Source organism: Campylobacter concisus, assembly GCF_002913945.1.
Lineage (GTDB): Bacteria > Campylobacterota > Campylobacteria > Campylobacterales > Campylobacteraceae > Campylobacter_A > Campylobacter_A concisus_P.
Genome location: NZ_POZK01000017.1, coordinates 1 through 20,423, shown reverse-complemented (window position 1 = coordinate 20,423; position 20,423 = coordinate 1). Strand labels below are relative to the sequence as shown.

The 20,423-nt window shown below is 38.3% G+C and carries 23 protein-coding genes and 1 tRNA gene; 16 read left to right on the top strand and 8 right to left on the bottom strand.

Translation table 11 applies throughout. From position 1 onward, the window contains the following. Nucleotides 1–15 precede the first annotated feature (15 nt). The 3 genes from CYP64_RS03290 to CYP64_RS03280 are packed head-to-tail and all read left to right on the top strand — an operon-like array spanning nucleotide 16 to nucleotide 3,775. On the top strand, nucleotides 16–726 hold the full coding sequence (locus tag CYP64_RS03290; RefSeq protein ID WP_103648666.1) for an MlaA family lipoprotein: 711 nt from the start codon (nucleotides 16–18) through the stop codon (nucleotides 724–726). Nucleotides 727–728: 2 nt separating this feature from the next. After that, nucleotides 729–1,331 (top strand): Tgt2/MlaC family protein, encoded by a 603-nt coding sequence (locus CYP64_RS03285; RefSeq protein ID WP_103559843.1) that lies wholly within the window; start codon nucleotides 729–731, stop codon nucleotides 1,329–1,331. Next, nucleotides 1,331–3,775 (top strand): efflux RND transporter permease subunit, encoded by a 2,445-nt coding sequence (locus tag CYP64_RS03280; RefSeq protein WP_103648665.1) that lies wholly within the window; start codon nucleotides 1,331–1,333, stop codon nucleotides 3,773–3,775. The genes CYP64_RS03285 and CYP64_RS03280 overlap by 1 nt, the downstream gene beginning before the upstream one ends. Nucleotides 3,776–3,782: 7 nt before the next feature. Here CYP64_RS03280 and CYP64_RS03275 read toward each other — a convergent pair whose 3' ends face one another. Beyond that, a complete protein-coding gene (locus tag CYP64_RS03275) occupies nucleotides 3,783–4,358 on the bottom strand; it encodes a BON domain-containing protein (RefSeq protein ID WP_103641225.1) in 576 nt (191 codons plus the stop codon). Between the two features lie 76 nt (nucleotides 4,359–4,434). Here CYP64_RS03275 and CYP64_RS09960 point away from each other — a divergent pair. Then, a tRNA-Sec gene (locus tag CYP64_RS09960) sits at nucleotides 4,435–4,532 on the top strand. Nucleotides 4,533–4,540: 8 nt separating this feature from the next. Here the strand turns inward: CYP64_RS09960 and CYP64_RS03270 are convergent. Further along, complete coding sequence (locus tag CYP64_RS03270) at nucleotides 4,541–5,200, bottom strand: molybdate ABC transporter permease subunit (protein ID WP_103648664.1); 660 nt, start codon at nucleotides 5,198–5,200, stop codon at nucleotides 4,541–4,543. Between the two features lie 8 nt (nucleotides 5,201–5,208). Further along, on the bottom strand, nucleotides 5,209–5,907 hold the full coding sequence (modA, locus tag CYP64_RS03265; protein ID WP_103648663.1) for a molybdate ABC transporter substrate-binding protein: 699 nt from the start codon (nucleotides 5,905–5,907) through the stop codon (nucleotides 5,209–5,211). A gap of 125 nt (nucleotides 5,908–6,032) precedes the next feature. Here modA and CYP64_RS03260 point away from each other — a divergent pair, with 125 nt between their 5' ends. From CYP64_RS03260 to CYP64_RS03210, 11 genes are all read left to right on the top strand, one after another. Then, the gene (locus CYP64_RS03260; RefSeq protein ID WP_103648662.1) at nucleotides 6,033–7,121 is read left to right on the top strand and encodes a nicotinate phosphoribosyltransferase; all 1,089 of its coding nucleotides are present in this window, start codon (nucleotides 6,033–6,035) and stop codon (nucleotides 7,119–7,121) included. An 8-nt stretch (nucleotides 7,122–7,129) separates the two neighbouring features. Continuing rightward, entirely contained in the window at nucleotides 7,130–7,627 is a 498-nt protein-coding gene (locus tag CYP64_RS03255; protein ID WP_103648661.1) for a chemotaxis protein, read from the top strand. 112 nt (nucleotides 7,628–7,739) lie between these two features. Continuing rightward, nucleotides 7,740–8,555 (top strand): menaquinone biosynthesis family protein, encoded by an 816-nt coding sequence (locus CYP64_RS03250; protein ID WP_440130148.1) that lies wholly within the window; start codon nucleotides 7,740–7,742, stop codon nucleotides 8,553–8,555. After that, nucleotides 8,552–8,821 (top strand): flagellar biosynthesis protein FliQ, encoded by a 270-nt coding sequence (gene fliQ, locus CYP64_RS03245; RefSeq protein WP_223155459.1) that lies wholly within the window; start codon nucleotides 8,552–8,554, stop codon nucleotides 8,819–8,821. The genes CYP64_RS03250 and fliQ overlap by 4 nt, the downstream gene beginning before the upstream one ends. Next, a complete protein-coding gene (locus CYP64_RS03240; RefSeq protein ID WP_103648659.1) occupies nucleotides 8,818–9,615 on the top strand; it encodes a UDP-N-acetylmuramate dehydrogenase in 798 nt (265 codons plus the stop codon). Before fliQ ends, CYP64_RS03240 begins: the two co-directional genes overlap by 4 nt. Before the next feature lie 8 nt (nucleotides 9,616–9,623). Continuing rightward, nucleotides 9,624–10,112 carry an addiction module antitoxin gene (locus CYP64_RS03235; RefSeq protein ID WP_103648658.1) on the top strand — a complete coding sequence of 163 codons (489 nt, stop codon included), beginning with the start codon at nucleotides 9,624–9,626 and terminating at the stop codon, nucleotides 10,110–10,112. A gap of 62 nt (nucleotides 10,113–10,174) precedes the next feature. Further along, on the top strand, nucleotides 10,175–11,272 hold the full coding sequence (recA, locus tag CYP64_RS03230; RefSeq protein ID WP_021085361.1) for a recombinase RecA: 1,098 nt from the start codon (nucleotides 10,175–10,177) through the stop codon (nucleotides 11,270–11,272). After that, nucleotides 11,272–12,522: a phosphopyruvate hydratase gene (gene eno / locus CYP64_RS03225; RefSeq protein ID WP_103648657.1), complete on the top strand. Its 1,251-nt coding sequence runs from the start codon at nucleotides 11,272–11,274 to the stop codon at nucleotides 12,520–12,522. The genes recA and eno overlap by 1 nt, the downstream gene beginning before the upstream one ends. 104 nt (nucleotides 12,523–12,626) lie before the next feature. Beyond that, complete coding sequence (locus CYP64_RS10420; protein WP_180378667.1) at nucleotides 12,627–12,809, top strand: hypothetical protein; 183 nt, start codon at nucleotides 12,627–12,629, stop codon at nucleotides 12,807–12,809. 5 nt (nucleotides 12,810–12,814) lie between these two features. Continuing rightward, nucleotides 12,815–13,675 (top strand): AMIN domain-containing protein, encoded by an 861-nt coding sequence (locus CYP64_RS03215; protein WP_103648656.1) that lies wholly within the window; start codon nucleotides 12,815–12,817, stop codon nucleotides 13,673–13,675. 80 nt (nucleotides 13,676–13,755) lie between these two features. Next, nucleotides 13,756–14,820, top strand: coding sequence for a tyrosine-type recombinase/integrase (locus CYP64_RS03210; RefSeq protein WP_103648655.1), 1,065 nt, complete (start codon nucleotides 13,756–13,758; stop codon nucleotides 14,818–14,820). Between the two features lie 316 nt (nucleotides 14,821–15,136). Here CYP64_RS03210 and CYP64_RS03205 read toward each other — a convergent pair whose 3' ends face one another. The 5 genes from CYP64_RS03205 to CYP64_RS03185 all read right to left on the bottom strand — a co-directional run bounded on the left by CYP64_RS03205 (nucleotide 15,137) and on the right by CYP64_RS03185 (nucleotide 19,955). After that, entirely contained in the window at nucleotides 15,137–16,270 is a 1,134-nt protein-coding gene (locus CYP64_RS03205; RefSeq protein ID WP_103648654.1) for a glycerate kinase family protein, read from the bottom strand. Further along, a complete protein-coding gene (locus tag CYP64_RS03200) occupies nucleotides 16,267–17,661 on the bottom strand; it encodes a GntP family permease (RefSeq protein WP_103648653.1) in 1,395 nt (464 codons plus the stop codon). Before CYP64_RS03200 ends, CYP64_RS03205 begins: the two co-directional genes overlap by 4 nt. A 166-nt stretch (nucleotides 17,662–17,827) precedes the next feature. After that, complete coding sequence (locus CYP64_RS03195) at nucleotides 17,828–18,796, bottom strand: phospholipase A (RefSeq protein ID WP_258032923.1); 969 nt, start codon at nucleotides 18,794–18,796, stop codon at nucleotides 17,828–17,830. Beyond that, a complete protein-coding gene (locus CYP64_RS03190; RefSeq protein WP_103648652.1) occupies nucleotides 18,786–19,361 on the bottom strand; it encodes a molybdenum cofactor guanylyltransferase in 576 nt (191 codons plus the stop codon). The genes CYP64_RS03195 and CYP64_RS03190 overlap by 11 nt, the downstream gene beginning before the upstream one ends. A 198-nt stretch (nucleotides 19,362–19,559) precedes the next feature. Beyond that, the gene (locus tag CYP64_RS03185) at nucleotides 19,560–19,955 is read right to left on the bottom strand and encodes a DUF7832 domain-containing protein (RefSeq protein ID WP_258032922.1); all 396 of its coding nucleotides are present in this window, start codon (nucleotides 19,953–19,955) and stop codon (nucleotides 19,560–19,562) included. A gap of 128 nt (nucleotides 19,956–20,083) precedes the next feature. Here CYP64_RS03185 and CYP64_RS03180 point away from each other — a divergent pair, with 128 nt between their 5' ends. Then, nucleotides 20,084–20,341, top strand: a complete 258-nt coding sequence (locus CYP64_RS03180) for a SemiSWEET family transporter (RefSeq protein WP_021091682.1) — start codon at nucleotides 20,084–20,086, stop codon at nucleotides 20,339–20,341. Nucleotides 20,342–20,423 lie beyond the last annotated feature (82 nt).

Here is a 20,423-nt window from a genome sequence, read left to right as displayed (position 1 = left end):
AAAATAAGGCTTAGTATGAAATTTTTGCTTTCTATCTTTTTTAGTTTGCTTTTAGCCTGTGCTAATACGGACATAAATACGAATAGCGAAAGCGATGAATTTGATGTTGAATTTGAAGCAGGAAAAGATGTTTTTGACCCACTTAGTGGCTACAATAGAATTATGACGCATGCAAATGACTTTATCTATGTAAATATGCTAACTCCAGTGGCAAAAGGCTACGCCTACGTTGTACCAAAAACGGCTAGAACAATGGTTTCAAATTTCTTTGACAATCTGCTTTTCCCGGTTCGCTTTGTAAATAATCTACTTCAGTTTAAATTTCAAAATGCTGGCGAAGAGACATTGAGATTTTTAGCAAATACGATAATAGGCTTTGGCGGACTAACAGACGGAGCAAAATACTACAATCTCAAAGCTCACGATGAAGATTTTGGACAAACGCTTGGATATTGGGGGCTTGGCAGCGGTTTTCACATCGTTTGGCCTTTGCTTGGACCATCAAATTTAAGAGATACTGGAGGCCTAGTTGGAGACTATTTTGCCGATCCTATTAGCTACGTTGATCCTAGGCTTTTGTCAGCTGGCATCAAGTCATATAGGGCGTTTAACAGCTTTTCACAAGATCCAACTGCTTATGAAAAACTAAGAAAAGATGCTATTGATCTTTATCCATTTTTACGCGATGCTTACGAGCAAAGACGCGATAAGCTTATCAAGGAGTAAATATGAAAATTTTAAAAATTCTAACTATGATTTTACTTTTTACAACTAGCCTTTTTGCTATTTCAAAAGAGCAGATCAAGCCTGAAGTAGAGATGAAAACAACAAAGGTTATTGAAATTTTAAAAGATACAAATTTAGACAATAACGCAAAAACAAAAGAAATTTTTGCTCTTCTTGATCCATTTTTTGACTACAAACAAATGGCAAAGATAAGCCTTGGCAAACGTTACAACAGCCTAAGTAGCGATGAACAGGCTAAATTTGACGCAGCATTTGAGCAAAAACTAAAAAGCTCATACATAGATAAACTTTTAGGATACAAAGATCAAGAGATACATATAACTGGCGAGAGCGAACCTCAAAAAAATAGATACTGGCTCACATCAGAGCTTATAAATGATGGCAAGAGCTACGAATTTGTCTATAAATTTTATGACGCTAAAGAGCGTGGTTGGCTCATTTACGATCTTGATATCGTTGGTGTAAGCATCATTCAAACATACAGAAGCCAGTTTGGCGATGTGCTAAATAACGCTGATTTCAATACTCTTTTACAAAAGCTAAACGAAGCTGTTTTGCCTGATCAAAATAAAACTAACCCTTAATGCGACAAATTTTTAAATTTATCATTGCCAAAAACAAGCTTATTATTGCTCTAATTTTAGCTTTAAGCGTAGTTTTTGGCTATCTTAGCACCAAGCTTAGCGTTGATGCGTCAGCTGAAACGCTACTGCTTGAGCATGATCCTGACTTAAAAGCTTATAGAGAGATAGCCAAACGCTACGACTCACCCGGATTTTTAGTGGTCGCTTTTACCCCAAAAGACGATCTTTTTTCACCTAAAAATTTAGAACTTATCAAAAATTTAGGCGATGAACTAGCTAAAAACGATATGGTAAATAGCGTCATCTCTATAATAAATATTCCGCTTTTAAATAGTGTAAAAGGCGGGATTACTGGTATCTTAGATCATACTCCAACGCTGCAAGATAAAGATATAAATATTTCAAAAGCAAAGCTTGAGTTTGCCAAAAGCCCGATTTACAGCGGAAATTTGATAAGCAAAGATCTAAAAACTACAGCGATTGCTCTAAATTTAAAACAAGATGAGAAATTTAATGAGCTTGTAAATGAAAGAAATTTGCTTAGCCAAAAAGAGTCAAACGGTACGATCACACAAGCTGAGCGACTTAAGCTAGAGGCTCTTGCCTATGAGTTTAAAGCCTACCGAGATGAGCTTAGAAAGAGCGATCACGAAAACCTTGAGGCTATAAAAGCAACCATAGCTAAATTTAACGCAAATGACGAGCTATTCTTAGGCGGTGCAAATATGATCGCTGATGATATGATAGGCTTTATAAAGAGCGATCTTTTGGTCTATGGCTTAAGCGTACTTGCTCTTCTTAGCTTTAGTTTGTGGCTATTTTTTAGACAACTAAGATGGATCGTTTTACCAATGTTTATATGTGCTGTAAGTGCCATTTTTACGACTGGAATTTTTGGTATATTTGACTGGGAAGTGACGGTCATTAGCTCAAACTACATCGCACTTCAGCTCATCATTACCATTTCAACTGTGATTCATCTTGTCGTTAGCTATAGAGAATTTTACGCAAAGCATCCAAAATATAGCCAAAATCAGCTAATTTATCTAACGCTTCGTGATAAATTCTCTCCATCTTTTTGGGCGATATTTACCACGGTTATTGGCTTTAGCTCGCTTATGAGTGCTGACATAAAGCCAGTTATCATGCTTGGCATTATGATGAGCACTGGCATTAGCGTTTCGCTTGTGCTTGCGTTTTTGCTATTTGGCGCGATAAATGTAAATTTAAATAAATTAGCTCCTATTAAAACCTTTGAAAATAGCTTTAAATTTACAAAATACTGCGCGAATTTAGCTCTAAACTCAAGAAAGATCATCTACGTAGTTTGCGCTCTAGTTGTCTGTTTTGGCGTTTATGGTATCAGCAAGATAAAGGTTGAAAATAGCTTCATTGGCTACTTTAAAGAAAGCACAGAAATTCGCCAAGGAATGCAAGTCATTGATACCAAGCTTGGTGGCACGATCCCAGTTGATGTGATAGTGAAATTTAAAGAGCAAAAACAAGATAAAAATACTGAGCAAGATGAGTTTGAAAATGAGTTTGAAAGCAATGCCAAGGATACGAAATACTGGTTTAATAGCTATCACACAAGGGTTGCTGAGAAGATTCACGACTATTTAAAAGAGCAAAAATTTGTCGGACATGTAAGCTCGCTAGCAACCCTTATAAAAGCCATAAAAGAGCTAAATAACGGCACGAGTGATGATTTTTTATTAGCTGCAATGTATGAGAAATTGCCACAAAATTATAAAAATATCTTATTAAGTCCTTATGTAAGCGTTGAAGATGATGAGCTTAGATTTAGTATAAGGATCGTCGATAGCGACTCCGAGCTTAGACGAAATTTATTTCTAAAGGAGCTTAGAGAAGGGCTAGCACAGCTTACTAAAAATGACAATGTAAGTATAGAAGTTGCCGGCATGATGGTGCTTTATAACAATATGCTTCAAAATTTACTTAGCTCACAAGTTGATACTTTTGGACTAACTGTCGCTATACTTTTTGTAATATTTTGCTTTATTTTTAGAAGCATAAAGCTAGCAACCATTGCGATAGTTTCAAATTTAATTCCACTTTGTACGCTCTTTGGCGTGATGGGATTTTTTGGTATTCCGCTTGATGTGATGAGCATTACGATCGCAGCCATTAGTATAGGTATCGGCGTTGATGATATCATTCACTACATACACCGATTTAAAGAAGAAATGCTTACAAAAAGCGTTTTTGAGAGTATTAAAGCTGCTCATGCAAGCATCGGATATGCGATGTATTACACATCATTCACTATTTTTCTTGGCTTTAGCGTGATGATAACTAGTAATTTTATCCCAACTATATATTTTGGCTTACTAACCGATCTTGTTATGGTATTTATGCTTCTTGGCGCACTAATCATCTTACCAAGCCTAATAGCAAGCTTTGTAAAAAAGAGTGATATTTAAGCTAAATTTATTTGATGACTTTGATGAATGAGTAGACATCGGCCACGCCGTCAATGTGCTTAGCGTACCAAATAGCATGTTTTTCTTGCTCTATACTATCGACAACGCCACTAAAAACAACATCGCAGCCAACGATACTAACACGCACATTTGTTCCTTCGACTATACTATCTTTGAAAAGGTTTTGTTTTAAATTTGCAAGAATTTTTAGACTATCGCATGGATACTCTGGCTTTTTTATGCGAAGATAGGTGTAAATTTCTCGTACACCATCTGTATTTTTGGCTAGTCCTACTAACTTATCTTCAAGCTCTTTGCTATCAACTAGCCCTATAAGGTAGACATCGCCGTAAAAACACTCGATCTCAATATCTATATTGCTAAGACCTTTTGAAAATAATATTTTACTTTGTAATTTGCTTTGGATAAATTTGTCACGGGTGATAGAGTAAATACCCCTTTTATCACGTGAAATCGAGTACGCATCATAGACATTTAGTGGCGCGGTTGCTGGGGTTAGTACTGAAGAGCAAGCGCAAAAAAATAAAACCAAAAATGTGAAAATGCCTAATTTTAAAATCATAGATCCTTTTTGTAATTAAAAAAAGTTTATAGAAAATGGGCTAAAATTTATATAAATCTGCTAGAATAACGCGCACGGAGGATAAAGTAATCTGGTGATGCTCACGGGCTTCAAACCCGATGACTGGGCGGTTGACCGTCTGGTGGGGAGTTCGATTCTCTCATCCTCTCGCCATTCTTATTTTAAATTTTACTTTTATCAAGCAAATTTATAATCCCAAGCAAAATAAAACTTAACACAACCAAAACAAGGCTTAAAACGAGTGCCTCATCGCTTTTGCCATCGTATACGGCATTATAAATGGCAAGAGAGATAGTATCGGTCTTTCCTATTATATTTCCGCCAAGTATAAGTGTTATGCCAATCTCGCCAAGCCCACGCGAGATCGCTAAGATAAAAGCCGCTGCTACACTTTTTGCAACACATGGGAAGAGCACGAAAATAGCTGTTTGAAATTTATCTTTTCCAAGGCTATATGCTGCTTCACTTAGGCTCTTTGAAAGTGAGCCAAGAGCAGAAGCGACAGGCTTTACAAATAGTGGCAAAGAAGCTATAAAAGCAGCTAACACAAGAGCCTTAAAACTAAAAATAATCTCTAAATTTAAAGCCTTGCCGACGATGCCATTTTTACCAAGCAGATAAAGCAGTAAAAATCTAGTAGCAATGGGCGGAAAGATGAGTGGAAAAGTTACGATCATCTCTAAAATAGCTCTAAATTTAGCCTTACTAAAAGCTAAATAATAAGCCAAAGCTAGCCCAAAAATGATAAGCAAAGCCCCTTGGCACAAAACGACCTTTACACTTAAAAATAGCGGATCAAACAGCCAAGAGAGCTCTTGCAAATTTAGCCTTATCTTATGCCAAATTTAGTGTAAATTTCTTTTGATCTCTCACTTTTTAGCTCATTTAAAAATTTCTCACAATCAGCCTTTTTATCGCATCCTTCAAGCTTAGCAGCTACGATGTTTGCTGGAGCGTAAAGCGATTTGTCTATCAAGACAAAACTACCAAATTCATCTTTGTGTGCATTTAGTTCAGTTTGGTTGATGAATCCAGCATCAGCTTCGCCGTTTAATATATATGTAACGACCTGTGGCACGCCAGCAACTGCTAAAATTTTATCCTTTAGCTCGCCACTTAAATTTGCTTTTTGCATAAATTCATTTGCTCTTTTACCATAAACTGTCTTTATTGCGTCTGGCATAGAGATCTTAGAAAGCGCTTTTAGCTCTTCAACTTTTTCAATTTTCACGCCTTTTTTAGTAGCTAGCACCAAAGCGCCTGAGCCTAAATTTACATACTCAGCGATCTTTAGATCAGATTTTTTCAAAAAGTCTTCATCGCCCACGATCACGTCAGTTTTGCCCTCTTTTGCCTGAGTCATGATAGCTGTGATGTTTGCAAAAGAAGTGTCGATATTTACGCCATCTTTTTTAAGATTTTGTGCGACTGCCTCAACTATCTTTTTATATCCACCACCCGCACTTACTAGCAAATTTTCATTGCCAAATGCAAAAATTGCGGCCAGTAGAAGTAAAAATTTTTTCATATTTTTCCTTTAAAATTAAAATTTCACGATTTTATAAAATATACTCTTATATATTCTTAAAATATATTTTTATAATTTTCACTTTTCTACCAAAATGCTATAATTACAATAAAAAAAGGACAAATATGAACGAACTTGAGCTAAAGATGCAAGGCAAGATAAAAAGGCTAACAGACAAGACCTTTAAGCTAGATCCAAGGATCGGCGAGGGCTACTTTACTGCGAAATATTTTCTAAAAGTAAATGAGATAATTAAGCAAAATTTGCCAGATCAGCACGTGACGATGCAGTTTTTTCAAAGGCGCGATGATATCGTACTTTGCGGCATTGACGAAGTTTTAGCCGTCATCAATAAATTTGCCAAAGACCCAAGTGAGCTTGAAATTTACGCACTTGACGATGGTGATATCATAAACGCAAACGAGCCAGTTTTAAAGATAAGTGGCAAGTATGAGAATTTCGGCTTTTTAGAAAACGTGATCGATGCGACGCTTACTAGAAGAAGCTGCGTGGCGACAAACTCAAGAGATGTGATAAGAGCGGCAAATGGCAAGGACGTTTTTAGCATGGCAGACAGGCAAGATGACATCTGCACGCAACCAGGCGACGGCTATGCATCATTTGTAGGCGGCATCAAAAAGGTCGCCACAGATGCTCAGGGCGAGCTTACTGGGCTAAAAGGTGGTGGCACCATGCCTCATGCACTCATTCAAATGTGCAGCGGGGATATAGTAAAAGCCTCAGAAATTTATGCTAAAACCTTTGAAAATGAGAAGATCACGGCATTGGTTGATTATAACAACGACGTGATCACAGATGCATTAAGGGCTGCAAATGCCTTAAAAGAGAGGCTTGGCGCGGTTAGAGTCGATACTAGTAAAAATTTGATTGATAAATATTTTGATGATAAGGATACTAGCGGGTTTGACCCACATGGCGTTTGCAAGGAGCTTATATTTGCTCTAAGAGAGGCGCTTGATAAAGCTGGTTTTAAATACGTCAAAATCGTTGTTAGCTCAGGTTTTAGTCCTAAGATTATGGAAGATTTTGAAGCTCATAACACGCCGGTTGATACTTATGGCGTGGGAAGTTATCTTGTTAAAAATGACATTTGTGGCTTTACAGGCGATCTAGTAGAGCTAAACGGCAAAGATGAGGCTAAATTTGGCAGGAAAAATTTCGCTTCAGATAGGCTAAAGAGAGTGAAATTTTAAGAGAAAAGATGAAATTTATAAAAATTTTAATGTTTCTGTCACTTTTGCTGACTACTTGCACCGCTGCAAACTACGCTAAGGCCTTTGAAAAGGTTGGCATCCTTGAAGACGGAGTTTATCGTTTTAGTCAAAATGGCCTCGGCGTCAAAAAAGATCTGCTTGTAAAGGTGATCTCTGTGCAAAACGCAGAAATTCCTCACAAAAAGATCATCTCGATGCTAAATATCCCTAAAAAATCTAAAATAAATGACTTTAAAACAAGCGATGCTGGCGCAATAGTGTGGCCATTTTACGAGTTTGAGGGCAAATTTTTAACGACAATAATCGTTGAAAATATAAAAAAAGAAGATAGCGATCAAAAGCTACTTAAGATGCTTGAACTTAAGCATCCGTTTTACTCGACGCTCCAAGCTCGAAGAAAAGGGGCTAAAGACGCCATAGACGTGAAATACGTGCTAAATTTCAAAGAGGCAAAGCTGGTAAAATCATTTCAAAACCGCCCTTAAAACTTTATTTTAAATAAATTTCATTAAAATGACGTAATCAAAAAAAGGATCATCTTTGCACAATCTAAAAACTATAAACGTCGCTCACTCGCCGGACGCTGACGATATTTTCATGTATGCCGCGGTCAAATTTGGCTGGGTTAGCAGTAAAAATTTAGCCTTCACATCAAAGGCACTTGATATAGAAACGCTAAACGAAGAGGCGCTAAAAGGCACTTACGAGGCAACAGCGATCAGCTTTGCACTCTATCCAAAAATTTGTGACGAGTATGCTCTTTTACGCTGTGCGGTGAGCTTTGGCAATGGATATGGACCAAAGCTTATCAAGCTAAAAGGCAAGCAACTAAAGCGAAATTTTAAGGTCGCGCTCTCTGGCAAAAACACGACAAATGCCCTACTCTTTCGCATAGCCTACCCAGAGGCGAGGATCGTTTATAAAAATTTTCTTGAGATCGAAAATGCCGTGCTTAGCGGCGAGGTCGATGCTGGCGTGCTCATACATGAAAGTATCTTAAATTTCTCAGACCAGCTCTGCGTGGAGCGCGAAATTTGGGACATCTGGAGCGAGCTAAACGGCGAAAATTTACCGCTTCCACTTGGTGGCATGGCGCTTAGACGAAGTCTACCGATAACTGATGCGATCGAGTGCGAGAGAGTGCTTAGCGAGGCCGTTAGGATCGCCACTTCGCACAAGCCATTTTTATCTCACATGCTAATGGAGCGAAACCTCATCAGAGTTGGCAAAGAGGAGCTAAAAACGTATCTAAATTTATACGCAAATGACGAGTCAATAAGCATGAACGAAACGCAGCTAAAAGCGCTAAATAAGCTCTATCAAATAGGCTATGACAAAGGTTTTTTTGAAAAGCCAATCGACGTAAACGACTACCTAATTCCAACTGAATACAACGAAGTAAGGTTTAGCTGATGCAAAGTACGCTTGTCTCGCTTGGAGTTGAAACCTTTAAGATCGCCCTTTACATCAGCCTTCCGATGCTACTAAGCGGACTAATCGCTGGTCTTATCATCTCCATTTTTCAAGCGACCACGCAGATAAACGAAACCACACTAAGTTTCGTGCCAAAAATTTTGCTAGTCGTCGTTGTCATCATATTTTTGATGCCTTGGATGATCTCGATGATGGTTGAGTTTACTACTCGGATGTTTGATTTTATACCGGAATTTATCCAGTGACAAGGCTTGTTGATTTTTCTAAATTTACCTCGGTTAAGATAGGCGGCGTGCATGAAGTTTTTGAGCTTAATTGCCTTGATGATCTAGGCTCGTCTCACTTTTTAGGCGCTGTGATGATAGGCGGGGGCAATAACCTTCTTATCTCGCCAAATCCCCCAAAAATGGCAATACTTGGCAAGAGCTTTGACTATATAAATTTAGAAATTTGTGATGAAAAAATTTACCTTGAAATAGGTGCTGCGACAAAATCAGCCAAAATTTATAACTTCTGCAAGCAAAACAACATAGCTCACCTTGAGTTTTTAAAAAATATCCCAGGCACGCTTGGTGGACTTATAAAAATGAATGCTGGACTACTTAAATTTAGCATAAGCGACAACATCACGCATGTGCGCCTGGCTCATGGCTGGGTGAGCAAAGAGGAGATAAACTTTAGCTACCGCCACAGCGGCATAGATGAGGCCATTTTTGGGGCTAAATTTAAGCTTCAAAGTGGCTTTGACGCAAGCATTTCAGAAGCTATAAGCGCAAAAAGGGCAAATCAGCCAAAGGGAGCTAGCTTTGGCAGCTGCTTTGTAAATCCAGTGGGGCACTTTGCAGGGGCAATGCTAGAGGCAGTTGGGCTAAAAGGATACGCGATAGGTGGAGCGAAATTTAGCGAAGAGCACGCGAATTTTTTGATAAATTTTAACCACGCAAGCTTTGAGGACGCCACTAGCCTTATAAATTTGGCAAAGGCTAGAGTTTTAGAGAAGTTTGGCGTGGAGCTTAAGACCGAAGTTTGCATTTTATAAGGACGATGATGAGTGAGTTTTTAATAGAAGTTTTTACCCTTTCATTTTTTTTTATAGCTATTGGGTTTTACGCCATTTATAGGGCTAAAAAGGCGCAAAGCGAGCATGAGAAAAATGTGGCTGATTACGATAAAAATCTGCTAAATTTTGCCAAAATTTTAGGTGTTCAAAATCACATCGATCTAGTTAAATTTGATGAAATTTTGGCTGAAGCCTTAAAAGAAAAACTAATTTTTAAATTTAATAAATCTACCTCGCAAGAGGAATTTATCTCTTTTATAAAAGACGAGAATTTCAAAAACAAACCCCAAATTTCACAAAATAATATCGATGAAGCCTTTCTTACACTTTGTGCTAGCTCGCTTGTAGAGCCGCTAAAGCTAGCGATACTAAAAAATGAAGATCAAATTTATGGATTTTTGTTTGATAAAGAGCAGCTTTTTGCTCTTATTGATAGCGCTGCGCTGCTTGGCGAAAATATTATAATTTGCGAGTAAATCAAGTAAAATTCATCTCTTTTTAGATAAAATCAAGCCAAATTTCAACTATAAGGTAAAAAATGGCAAAAGAAAAAGATAGTGACAAAAAGATAGCTATCCCAGAGAGCGAAGCGGATAAGAAAAAGGCGCTCGAGCTTGCGCTAAAGCAGATCGATAAAGCTTTTGGTAAAGGCACGCTTTTAAGACTTGGCGATAAAGAGGTTGAGGCGATCGAGTCGATACCGACTGGCTCGCTAGGACTTGACCTAGCTCTTGGCATAGGCGGCGTTCCAAAAGGTAGGATCATCGAGATCTATGGACCAGAAAGCTCTGGTAAGACCACGCTCACGCTTCACATCATCGCTGAAGCGCAAAAAGCTGGCGGAATTTGTGCGTTTGTCGATGCAGAGCACGCCCTAGACGTAAAATACGCTTCAAATTTAGGCGTAAATACTGACAATCTTTACGTTTCTCAACCAGACTTTGGCGAGCAAGCACTTGAGATCGTTGAAACGCTAGCTAGAAGTGGCGCGGTCGATCTTATCGTAGTTGATAGCGTCGCTGCGCTTACTCCAAAGAGCGAGATAGATGGCGACATGGGCGATCAGCACGTGGGCCTTCAGGCAAGACTTATGAGCCAGGCACTTAGAAAACTAACTGGAATTTTAAGTAAGATGAAGACAACTGTTATCTTTATCAACCAAATTCGTATGAAGATCGGTATGATGGGATATGGCACGCCTGAGACTACAACTGGCGGCAATGCACTTAAATTTTACTCATCAGTAAGAATAGACGTAAGAAAGATAGCCACACTTAAACAAAACGACGAGCCTATCGGCAACCGCACGAAAGCAAAAGTTGTTAAAAACAAGGTCGCGCCTCCGTTTAAAGTGGCTGAATTTGACATCATGTTTGGCGAGGGTGTGAGTAAAGAGGGCGAGATCATCGACTATGGCGTAAAGCTCGACATCATCGACAAATCAGGCGCGTGGTTTAGCTACAAGGCCGAAAAACTAGGCCAAGGCAGAGAAAACGCCAAAGCCTACCTAAAAGAGCACCCAGAAATTTCTGATGAGATAGTAGCAGCTATAAAAGGCTCAATGGGGATTGATCACCTAATAAGCAGTGGTGCAAAAGACGAAGACGACGACACAAACGAAGCAGGAGATGAATAATGGTATTTATTGAAGATGTAGAAGCTCACGAGGTTTTAGATAGTAGGGGCAACCCAACAGTCCGCGCGACAGTTAGGCTAAGCGACGGAATCGAGGCAAGTGCGATCGTGCCAAGTGGCGCAAGCACCGGCAAGCGTGAGGCACTCGAACTTCGTGATAAAGACGAGAGATACGCTGGCAAAGGCGTACTAAAAGCCGTTTCAAATGTAAATGAAAAGATCGCAGAGGCGATCATCGGCCTTGATGCTTACAATCAAAAAGCAGTCGATGAAGAGATGCTTGAACTTGACGGTACGCACAACTATTCAAATTTAGGTGCAAACGCAGTTCTTGGCGTATCTATGGCAGTGGCTCGCGCAGCTGCAAAGAGCCTAAATATCCCACTCTACCGCTACCTTGGCGGTGCAAACGCTAGCATACTGCCAGTGCCGATGTTTAACATCATAAACGGCGGTGCGCACGCAAACAACAGCGTTGATTTTCAAGAATTTATGATCATGCCATTTGGCTTTAGCACATTTAGCGACGCGCTAAGGGCTGCAACTGAAATTTATCATAAGCTAAAATCTATCCTAAACGCAGCTGGACACAGCACAGCTGTCGGTGACGAGGGCGGTTTTGCTCCAAATTTAAAAGACAACGAAGAGCCACTAAAGCTCATCTGCTTAGCTGTAAAAGAGGCTGGATATGAGCTAGGCAGCCAGATCAAACTAGCCCTTGACGTTGCTTCAAGCGAGCTTTACAAAGACGGCAAATACGAGCTTGAGGGCAAGAAATTTAGCAGCGATGAGCTTATTAGCTACTATGAAAAACTTTGCGAAAAATATCCGATATTTTCTATCGAAGATGGCCTTAGCGAGGACGACTGGAGCGGCTGGGCTGAGCTTACAAAAAGGCTTGGCAGCAAAGTTCAGCTAGTTGGCGACGATCTTTTTGTCACAAATGAGAAAATTTTACGCGAAGGCATCGAGAAAAAGATCGCAAATGCGATCTTAATCAAGCCAAATCAAATAGGCTCAGTCACACAAACTATGCAAACTGTCCGCCTTGCTCAAAGAAACGGATATCGCTGCATAATGAGCCATAGAAGCGGCGAGAGCGAAGATGCGTTCATCGCTGACTTTGCAGTCGCACTAAACACTGGCGAGATAAAGACAGGTGCTACTTCAAGAAGCGAGCGTAACGCAAAATACAACCGCTTGCTTGAGATCGAACTTGAGGCTGGAGAGTTTTTGGGGGATAATATTTGAGCGAAATTTTAGACGAATATGGCAATACTGATGGCATATTTCATAAAATTTTAAAATACATTAGACCAACATTACGCTATGTAATAGCCACCATTTGTGTGGCTATGTTTGCTTTTTATGTAGGCAATATGATGTTTGGCAAACGCTCACTTGATGTTATGCTAAGCCTTCAGAGCAAAAAAGAGAGGCTTAGCGAAGACGTGGAAATTTTAAAAAAAATGAACGCGCGTCTGCAAAAAGATTATTTTGAATTACAAGGCCTTGAGCCAGACTTTAATAAAAAGTAGGAATGATGAAAAAATTTTGGTTAGTTTTATCTATATTTGCAGCAAGTGTGTTTGCTAGAGAGAACCCATTTATGCCTATTAGCGAGCTAAATACAAGCGTTATGACAACAAATATCATAGAAAAATTTGATAGATTTGATTCTCTTTCGTTTAAATTTCCAAGCGATGCGGCACTTTTACTAGATGTCACCATAAGATATAGAGCAAATGACGGTACCATAAAGGAAAAAAGACTAGCTGATATAAATAAAACTATCGATTACAGCGATGAATTTGCTTTAAATAAGGTAAAAAATCCAGAACCAGTCGTGACAAAAAAGCTAGATGTTTCAGTCACAATGGCAAATATGCCTAGCCAAAAAGTAAGCACTCCTGTGATAATAGAAAAAAATGAAACTAAAATTTCAAATAAAGATAGAAATAAAACTTCAGATATGCCAACTCCAAATGTTGTAGTGATCGATCTTAGCACAGATAAAGCAAAAGAAACTAACATGAAACCTGAACAAAAGGTAGTTGAAATAAAGATTGAGCCTAGTACAAAACCAGTTGATAGTGTCAAAAATGGAAAAGATGTTAAATTTCTAGGTTTTATAAGCTTTCTAGCCAACGACAAAGAGCTAAAAATCGCTACAAAAGCTAAAAATTTAAAGTATTTTTCTTATGAGAAAAATAAGATCGTTCTTGACTTTGCAAGGCCACCAAGAAGCTTCAAGACCAAAAATTTAAAACTTGAAAGCGAGATATTTAAAAATGTCATAATCGGTTGGCATGATAGATATTTTAGAGTGGTTTTGGAGCTTGATAAAATGCGTAAATATAAGCTTGAAGTCACGGAAAATGGGTATTTGCTTAAGCTTTTATAGTTTTTGAATTTCAAAAAAAGTAGATTTCATAAAATTTCAAATATAATACTTTTCAAAATAAAAAATTTAAGGTTATTGTTTTGAAATATCCACTTGATTGTAAAGATAATTTTGAAAACTCATTTATATTTTGGCTCACTCGCTACGTCAAATTTAAACTTAGCTCACTTTCAAATAAAGAGCTGCGAGATCCAAAGGCGCTTGCAAGTGTGAATTACGCTCTAAGCCGCGAGGTAAAGAACATTGATCAGCTTGATGGCTTGGTAAAAAGCGCAAGAAACGCAGGGCTTACCGGCATAAATACCTACTTTAATCCACTTAAAAAAATATATGAAACGATGAAATTTTACGAGCTTAGCAGCCTAAAGCAGATCGATGAAGAGCTACTAAGCGAAATACTAGCTAGCACGACTGGCGGACTAAGCGATGCTAGTAAGAAAAATTACCGCATCTCAGTGATAAATTTCTTTGCGTTTTTAGACAAACAAAACGAAGAGGATGACAAGGCCCATGTTTTTGATATAAATTTAAAAAACTGGGGTGGCGTAAGCGGTAATAAAGGGCAAAAGTTACCTGAGTTTATGGGTGAAGATGAGGTCAAGAAATTTCTAGATGCTATAGAGCAAAGCGACTTTAAGCAAAACTCAAATCGCAATAAGCTCATAATAAAAACGATAATTTTTACTGGCATTCGCGTAAGCGAGGCCTTAAACTTAAAACGAAAAGACATCACTGAAGATGGCGATCTTTTTATTGTTAGGATACGAGGCAAAGGCAACAAATACCGCATCGTTATGATAAAACGTCACCTAATAGAAGCTCATCTAAACGCTATCGCAATAAACTACATCAATAAAGAAGGCTATCTTTTCATCAATAAAAAAGGCACCAGGCTCACACAGGCTTATGTTAGCCGTATCGTGGAGCAAATCCTTTTTAAGGCTGGTATCAGAAAAGAGAAAAATGGCGCTCACATGCTGCGTCACACCTTTGCAACGATGCTTTACAAAAAGCAAAAGGATCTCGTGCTTGTGCAAGAAGCTCTAGGGCATGCAAGCTTAAATACCTCAAGAATTTACACCCACTTTGATAGTGACAAACTAAAGCTGGCTGCAAAAGTGGCTGAGGATCTAGCAGGAGAGTAGATTTTGCTTCTTGTGTAAAAAGCTACAATAAACAAAAAGCTTTATGAGAAAACTTATACGTGATTTATAAATTTAGATAAGTCCACCTAGTAGTGAGATTTATTGGGATTTAAAAACATCTTTTATGCAAAGACAATAAAAAAATAATGGCAAATTTTAAGAATAAATATGGACTGAGGAATAAAATTTTAAAGCTCTAGTTGATGTTTAAGATTAATAAAACCCTTTAAATTTATATCCCAAACCAACAATAGCCATTTTTATAAATCGATCATCAGATTTAAGGGCTAGTAAAATTTTTACCAGCCAACTAACATCAAAGTTTATTTGCTATTTTAAAGAGTCTTACGGCTTGCTCCGCTGTCATCTTTAAATTTCTAATTGCGACATCTTTTCTCATCGCTTCTTCAAGACTCACTGGCTCATTTAATATACAAAAATAGGCATCAATCCCATTTTTGTGGCAATCTTTGGCACATTTTTGTACGCTTCCAGCAAATGCGATCACTGGCTTATGGTACTTTTTGGCTAGTTTTGCAACCCCAGTTGGTGTCTTGCCCATTGAGCTTTGAAAGTCCATGCGGCCTTCGCCAGTGATGACTAGATCAGCCTTTTTGATCTCATCCTCAAGTGCGATGGTCTGCGTAATGATCTCAATACCTGGGCGAAGTTTCGCTCCCAAAAATGCCACGAATGCAAAGCCAAGTCCGCCAGCAGCACCAGCACCTTTTTGTGTGTGAAATTTACTATTGGTCTTTTCCTTTACAAGAGTTGCAAAGTGTTTTAGCCCATCATCAAGCTCTTTTACCATACGGCCATTTGCACCCTTTTGAGGAGCATAAACGTGAGCAGCTCCATTCATGCCATAAAGCGGATTATCTACATCGCAGGCGATTAAAAATTCACACTCCTTTAGCTCTTTTAAAGCATCTTCATCTGTAAACTCATAAATTTTGGCTAAATTCTCACCTTTTCCTTCAAGCAAAGCACCATTTTTATCATAAAATTTAAAGCCAAGTGCGCTAAGCATGCCTGTACCAGCGTCATTTGTCGCACTTCCGCCGATGCCAATGATAAATTTTCTAGCGCCTTTAGCAATGGCATCTTTTATCATCTGGCCAAAGCCAAATGTGCTAGTTTTTAGTGGATTTCTCTCGTCCGGATTTATGAGTGTAAGGCCAGAAGCACTTGACATTTCAAGTATAGCAAGGTCATCTTTTAGTGCATATCTAGCTAAAATTTCAATTCCAAGTGGATTTTTAACTATCGTATCTATAAATTTCGCACCAAGTGCATCAGCCATCGCCTCTACACTACCCTCGCCACCATCTGCGATAGGCTTGACAACGACCTCACAGCCAATCTCTTCTAGTCCTTCTTTTACAGCAAGGCCCGCTTCAAGCGAGTTAAGCGAGCCTTTTAATGAATCAATCGCAACTAAAATTCTCATAAAAGCACCAAAGATAATATATAAACGCTAATTATACCAACGATGCCCATTATAAACGTCATAGCTGTTTGTGTGCGATATCCTTGTTCTGCGCTCATCTTGCTAAAATTTGTCACAACCCAGAAGTAGCTGTCATTTGCATGAGATACACACATAGCACCTGATGCTATCGCCATGACGCAAAGTGCAGCTGAAATTTCACTCGTAAAGCCAAGTGTTTGCATGAGCGAGTTGTCGGCACTAAATGCACCCATGATAGATGCTGTTGTGATGATAGCCACAGTTGAGCTTCCTTGAGCGGTTTTTAGCACGGCCGAGATGATGAATGGGAAGAAAATTCCTATCGCTTTTATAGTAGAGGCATTTTCTTTTATGAAATTTACAAAGCCAGCCTCAGTGATGACGTTGCCCAAAACACCGCCAGCTGCTGTGATGAAAAGTATAGGACCAGCGATCTTTAAAGATTCATTCGTGATATGGTCAAATTCTTTTATCTTTTTAGACTCGGCCAGTAAAAATGCGCAAAAGATCACACCAATAGCAAGAGCGATAATAGGGTTTCCTAAAAATAAAAGTATCTTTGGTAAAAAAGAAGCCTTATCAAGCATACCTTGTTTTGCTAGCACATCAACGATCGAGCCGATTGCCATAAAAATAATAGGCATAATAATAGGAGCAAGGCTCAAAAATCCGCTAGGTAGCGTACCAAATTTCTTTAAAAGCTCTTCGTAGGTAGCTGTGATAGTAGCGTCAGCATCTTTGTCGCTTATTGTTACACTTTTGCCAATACTTTTTGAAAAGAAATAGACAGCTAGTAAAACTGGGATAGAAACGACTGTTCCCATGATGATGACAAGGAGTAAATTCCCGCCAAGACCAAGTGTGCCAGCTGCTGCTATTGGGCCCGGTGTTGGTGGGATGAAGACGTGAGATGCGTACAGACCACCACTAAGTGCGACTGACATCGCAACAGGACTTGCTGAAATTTTCTTATAAAGTGCTTCGCGGATAGAGTTTAAGACGACAAAACCGCTATCGCAAAATACCGGAATGCCGACAACCCAGCCCATGATGAGCATAGCAAGCTCTGGACGCTTTTGTCCGACTAACTTTACGACCATATCAGCTAGCTTTAAAGCAGCTCCCGTTTTTTCAAGCACGGTGCCAATGATCGTTCCAAAGATAATAACGATACCGATACTCTTAAATGTGCCACTAAAGCCGACACCTATCATCGCTGGGATCTTGGACAGATCAATGCCTGCGACGATCGCAAGAACTAAAGATATGCTCATAAGTGCCAAAAATGGATGCACTTTTAGCTTAGAGATCATAACGATCATAAGTATGATGGCTACAACAAAACAGACAATTAGTGAGATTCCGCTCATAAAAACTCCTTTGCTCTGAGATTTTGCTTAAGATTTTAGCAAAATTTGCTTGTATTTTTTCTAATATTTTTAAGTTTTTTGATTAATTAAATTTTTTTGACATATTTGAGTAAATTTATGACTATTTGCCTAAATTTAGCCATTTTATAAGTTCAAAATTTTTATCTTATTTTAAAATAACAAAACCAAGACCAAATTTATCAGTATGCCTATTATAATCAATCAAACTCTCGCCATATCCAGTAAAATACTGCAGATAGCCATAAACTCCTGTTGAGAAGATAGGAAACATATATGAAATTTCAGCAGCACCTTTATTTGTTTTATCAAAATGTAAGTTATTTCTTAGCATTAGACTAAAAATGTGATCATTAAGATTGTAGCTAAGCCTTACATCGCCATGCCCGATATATTTTAATATATCTTTATTATCGCCCTTATTGCCCACTACCATCCAAGCTCTTGGTGAAATGCTAAGCTTACCAAAAACAAAATCACTTTGCACATAAGCTCTATTCCAGCTTCTTGAATTGCTACCATCTCGTCCATTTGACTCATGCAAAAGTCCAAATTTTAGGTTTTTTACGCCTATTTGCTCTAAATATTTTGGAGAAGCAAAATTTAGAAAAATTTCTGGCTGATAGTTCGTCTCACGAAATGGCGCAGATGTCCTTGTTATCTGCCACCAAGATGTCTGCGTGTAGGCTGCTACAAGGCTCTCTCTAAGCCCAAACAGGTCATAAAACAACGGCTTTGCAAGGCTTATTTGAAACTTAGTTTCAACGCTCTTTCGCTCATCGTTTGGCACATTTTTGGCATAAGTTACTGGCAAAAGGTAGTTAAATTTATAAAGCTCGATACCAAGTGCATTTTGTAAATTTTTATCACTTTTATCTTCTCTTAAAAGATCAGCTTGCTTTAGCTTCGCCTCTCTTGGCGCTGACTCGCTTGCTTGCACATTTTGCATCACGTTTTGCTCGTTTAAAGAGCTTTTGGCTAGCTCTTTATAAATTTGCATCGCAGCCTTTATATCGCCGATTTGCTCCAGCTCTTGCGCCCTTTTAAAATCATCTAACCCACTTGCTATCAAAAAACTAAGACTAAAACTTAAAAATAATAAAATTTTACTCATCATCTATCTTCTTTTCTTGGATTTTCTTTGCCATTTCGTATTCGTCAGGGAAATTTATGTTAAAAAACTGCTCACTATCTTTAAAATTTACTACTTTGCATTTACAGCTTTTTCTCAAAAGTCCGATTTTATGCTCATTTTTTAAATAAAACTCATGAGCCAAAGTGACAAGCCTTGGACTAAAAAAACCACAAAGCGAATGAATGTGCTCATTATCACTAGCCACGACCATGTCAAATTCATCTTTAAATTTAACAAGCTCCTCTAAGCTTTTAAGATCAAAAAATGGCATATCAGCTGGTATCACAAAAATGCTATGATCAAAATTTTTAAGAATGGAGTAAAGTGCGAGCATTGGCGAATAGTTATTGCTATTTTCATCTTTTATAAGCTTTAGTGGCGGGCTAAATTTCTCAAATTTTGAGCTTACATAAACTTCGCCAAAAACTTTGCTAAATTTCGCAACCTCATAATGAGTAAGCGTCTTAAAACCACCAAATGGCAAAAGTGTCTTATCTTGCCCCATACGCGAGCTTTTGCCACCTGCTAAAATCACGCAAGTTTGCATCTTTTTCCCTTAAGAAAGTTATGAGGCTAAATTTAGCTAAAAGCGGCTTTGATATACCAAAAATATGTGATAAAAACTTATTTTTGTTTATGCTACTTGTAAAATTTTAAGCCTGCCTTGCCCTTTTCATTGTTAAAAATTCCTCGTAGCGACGATCAATGATAGCTTTGATCAAGGCATAGTTTTCTTGTGAGTTTTCTATATAAAAATAGGCGTTATCAAAGTATTTTTCACCAAATTTTTGCGAAACAAAATCCGTATAATCCTGCAAATACCAACCATACATTTTGGCAAATTTTGTCCGATCGGTCGTATAGTAAGCTTTTGCAAAGGCTTACCAGCAGTATTTAGCTCCGCACTTCCAAGTACGCCGTCCATAGCGTCAAAAAGATACTGACGATAGTTAAAATTTTCATCCATCTGTGCTATATCGTCCGCGAAATCTGCCGCAAATTCCTTTGAATAAAATTTGTGTTCCATGCACCAGCGAAAGAAAAATGCAATGTGTGTCGCACCATTTTCATGCGGTATATCAGTCGGCGCATCTTTCGCACCCCAGTGCCATTTTGCTTTGTCATATACTATATCTGGCATTTTTATCCTTTTAAAATGCTCAATTTTACTAAAACCATCTTAATCGCAGTAAAAATCATGGCCATTTTATCCATTTGCTTGCTATGATTAAAAAAAGATATAATGGCGCTTTTATTTAAGGAGAAGCAATGAGCGAAAAAAATCTACAAATTTTAGGCTGGATTGGCACATGCCTATCAGTTGTTATGTACTTTTCATACATCCCACAGATAATGGGCAATCTTGACGGTAACAAAACGCCTTTTATACAGCCACTAGCGGCTGCACTAAACTGCACAATCTGGACAAGTTACGGTCTATTAAAAGCTAAAAAAGACTATCCACTTTCTGCTGCAAACTTTCCAGGCATAATCTTTGGTCTTTTAGCAACTATAACAGCGTTTTAATGTGCTAAAAAGCCGGTAAATTTACCGGCTAAATTAATCCATACAAATACTTTCAAATTTCTTTGATATTACACAAATATAT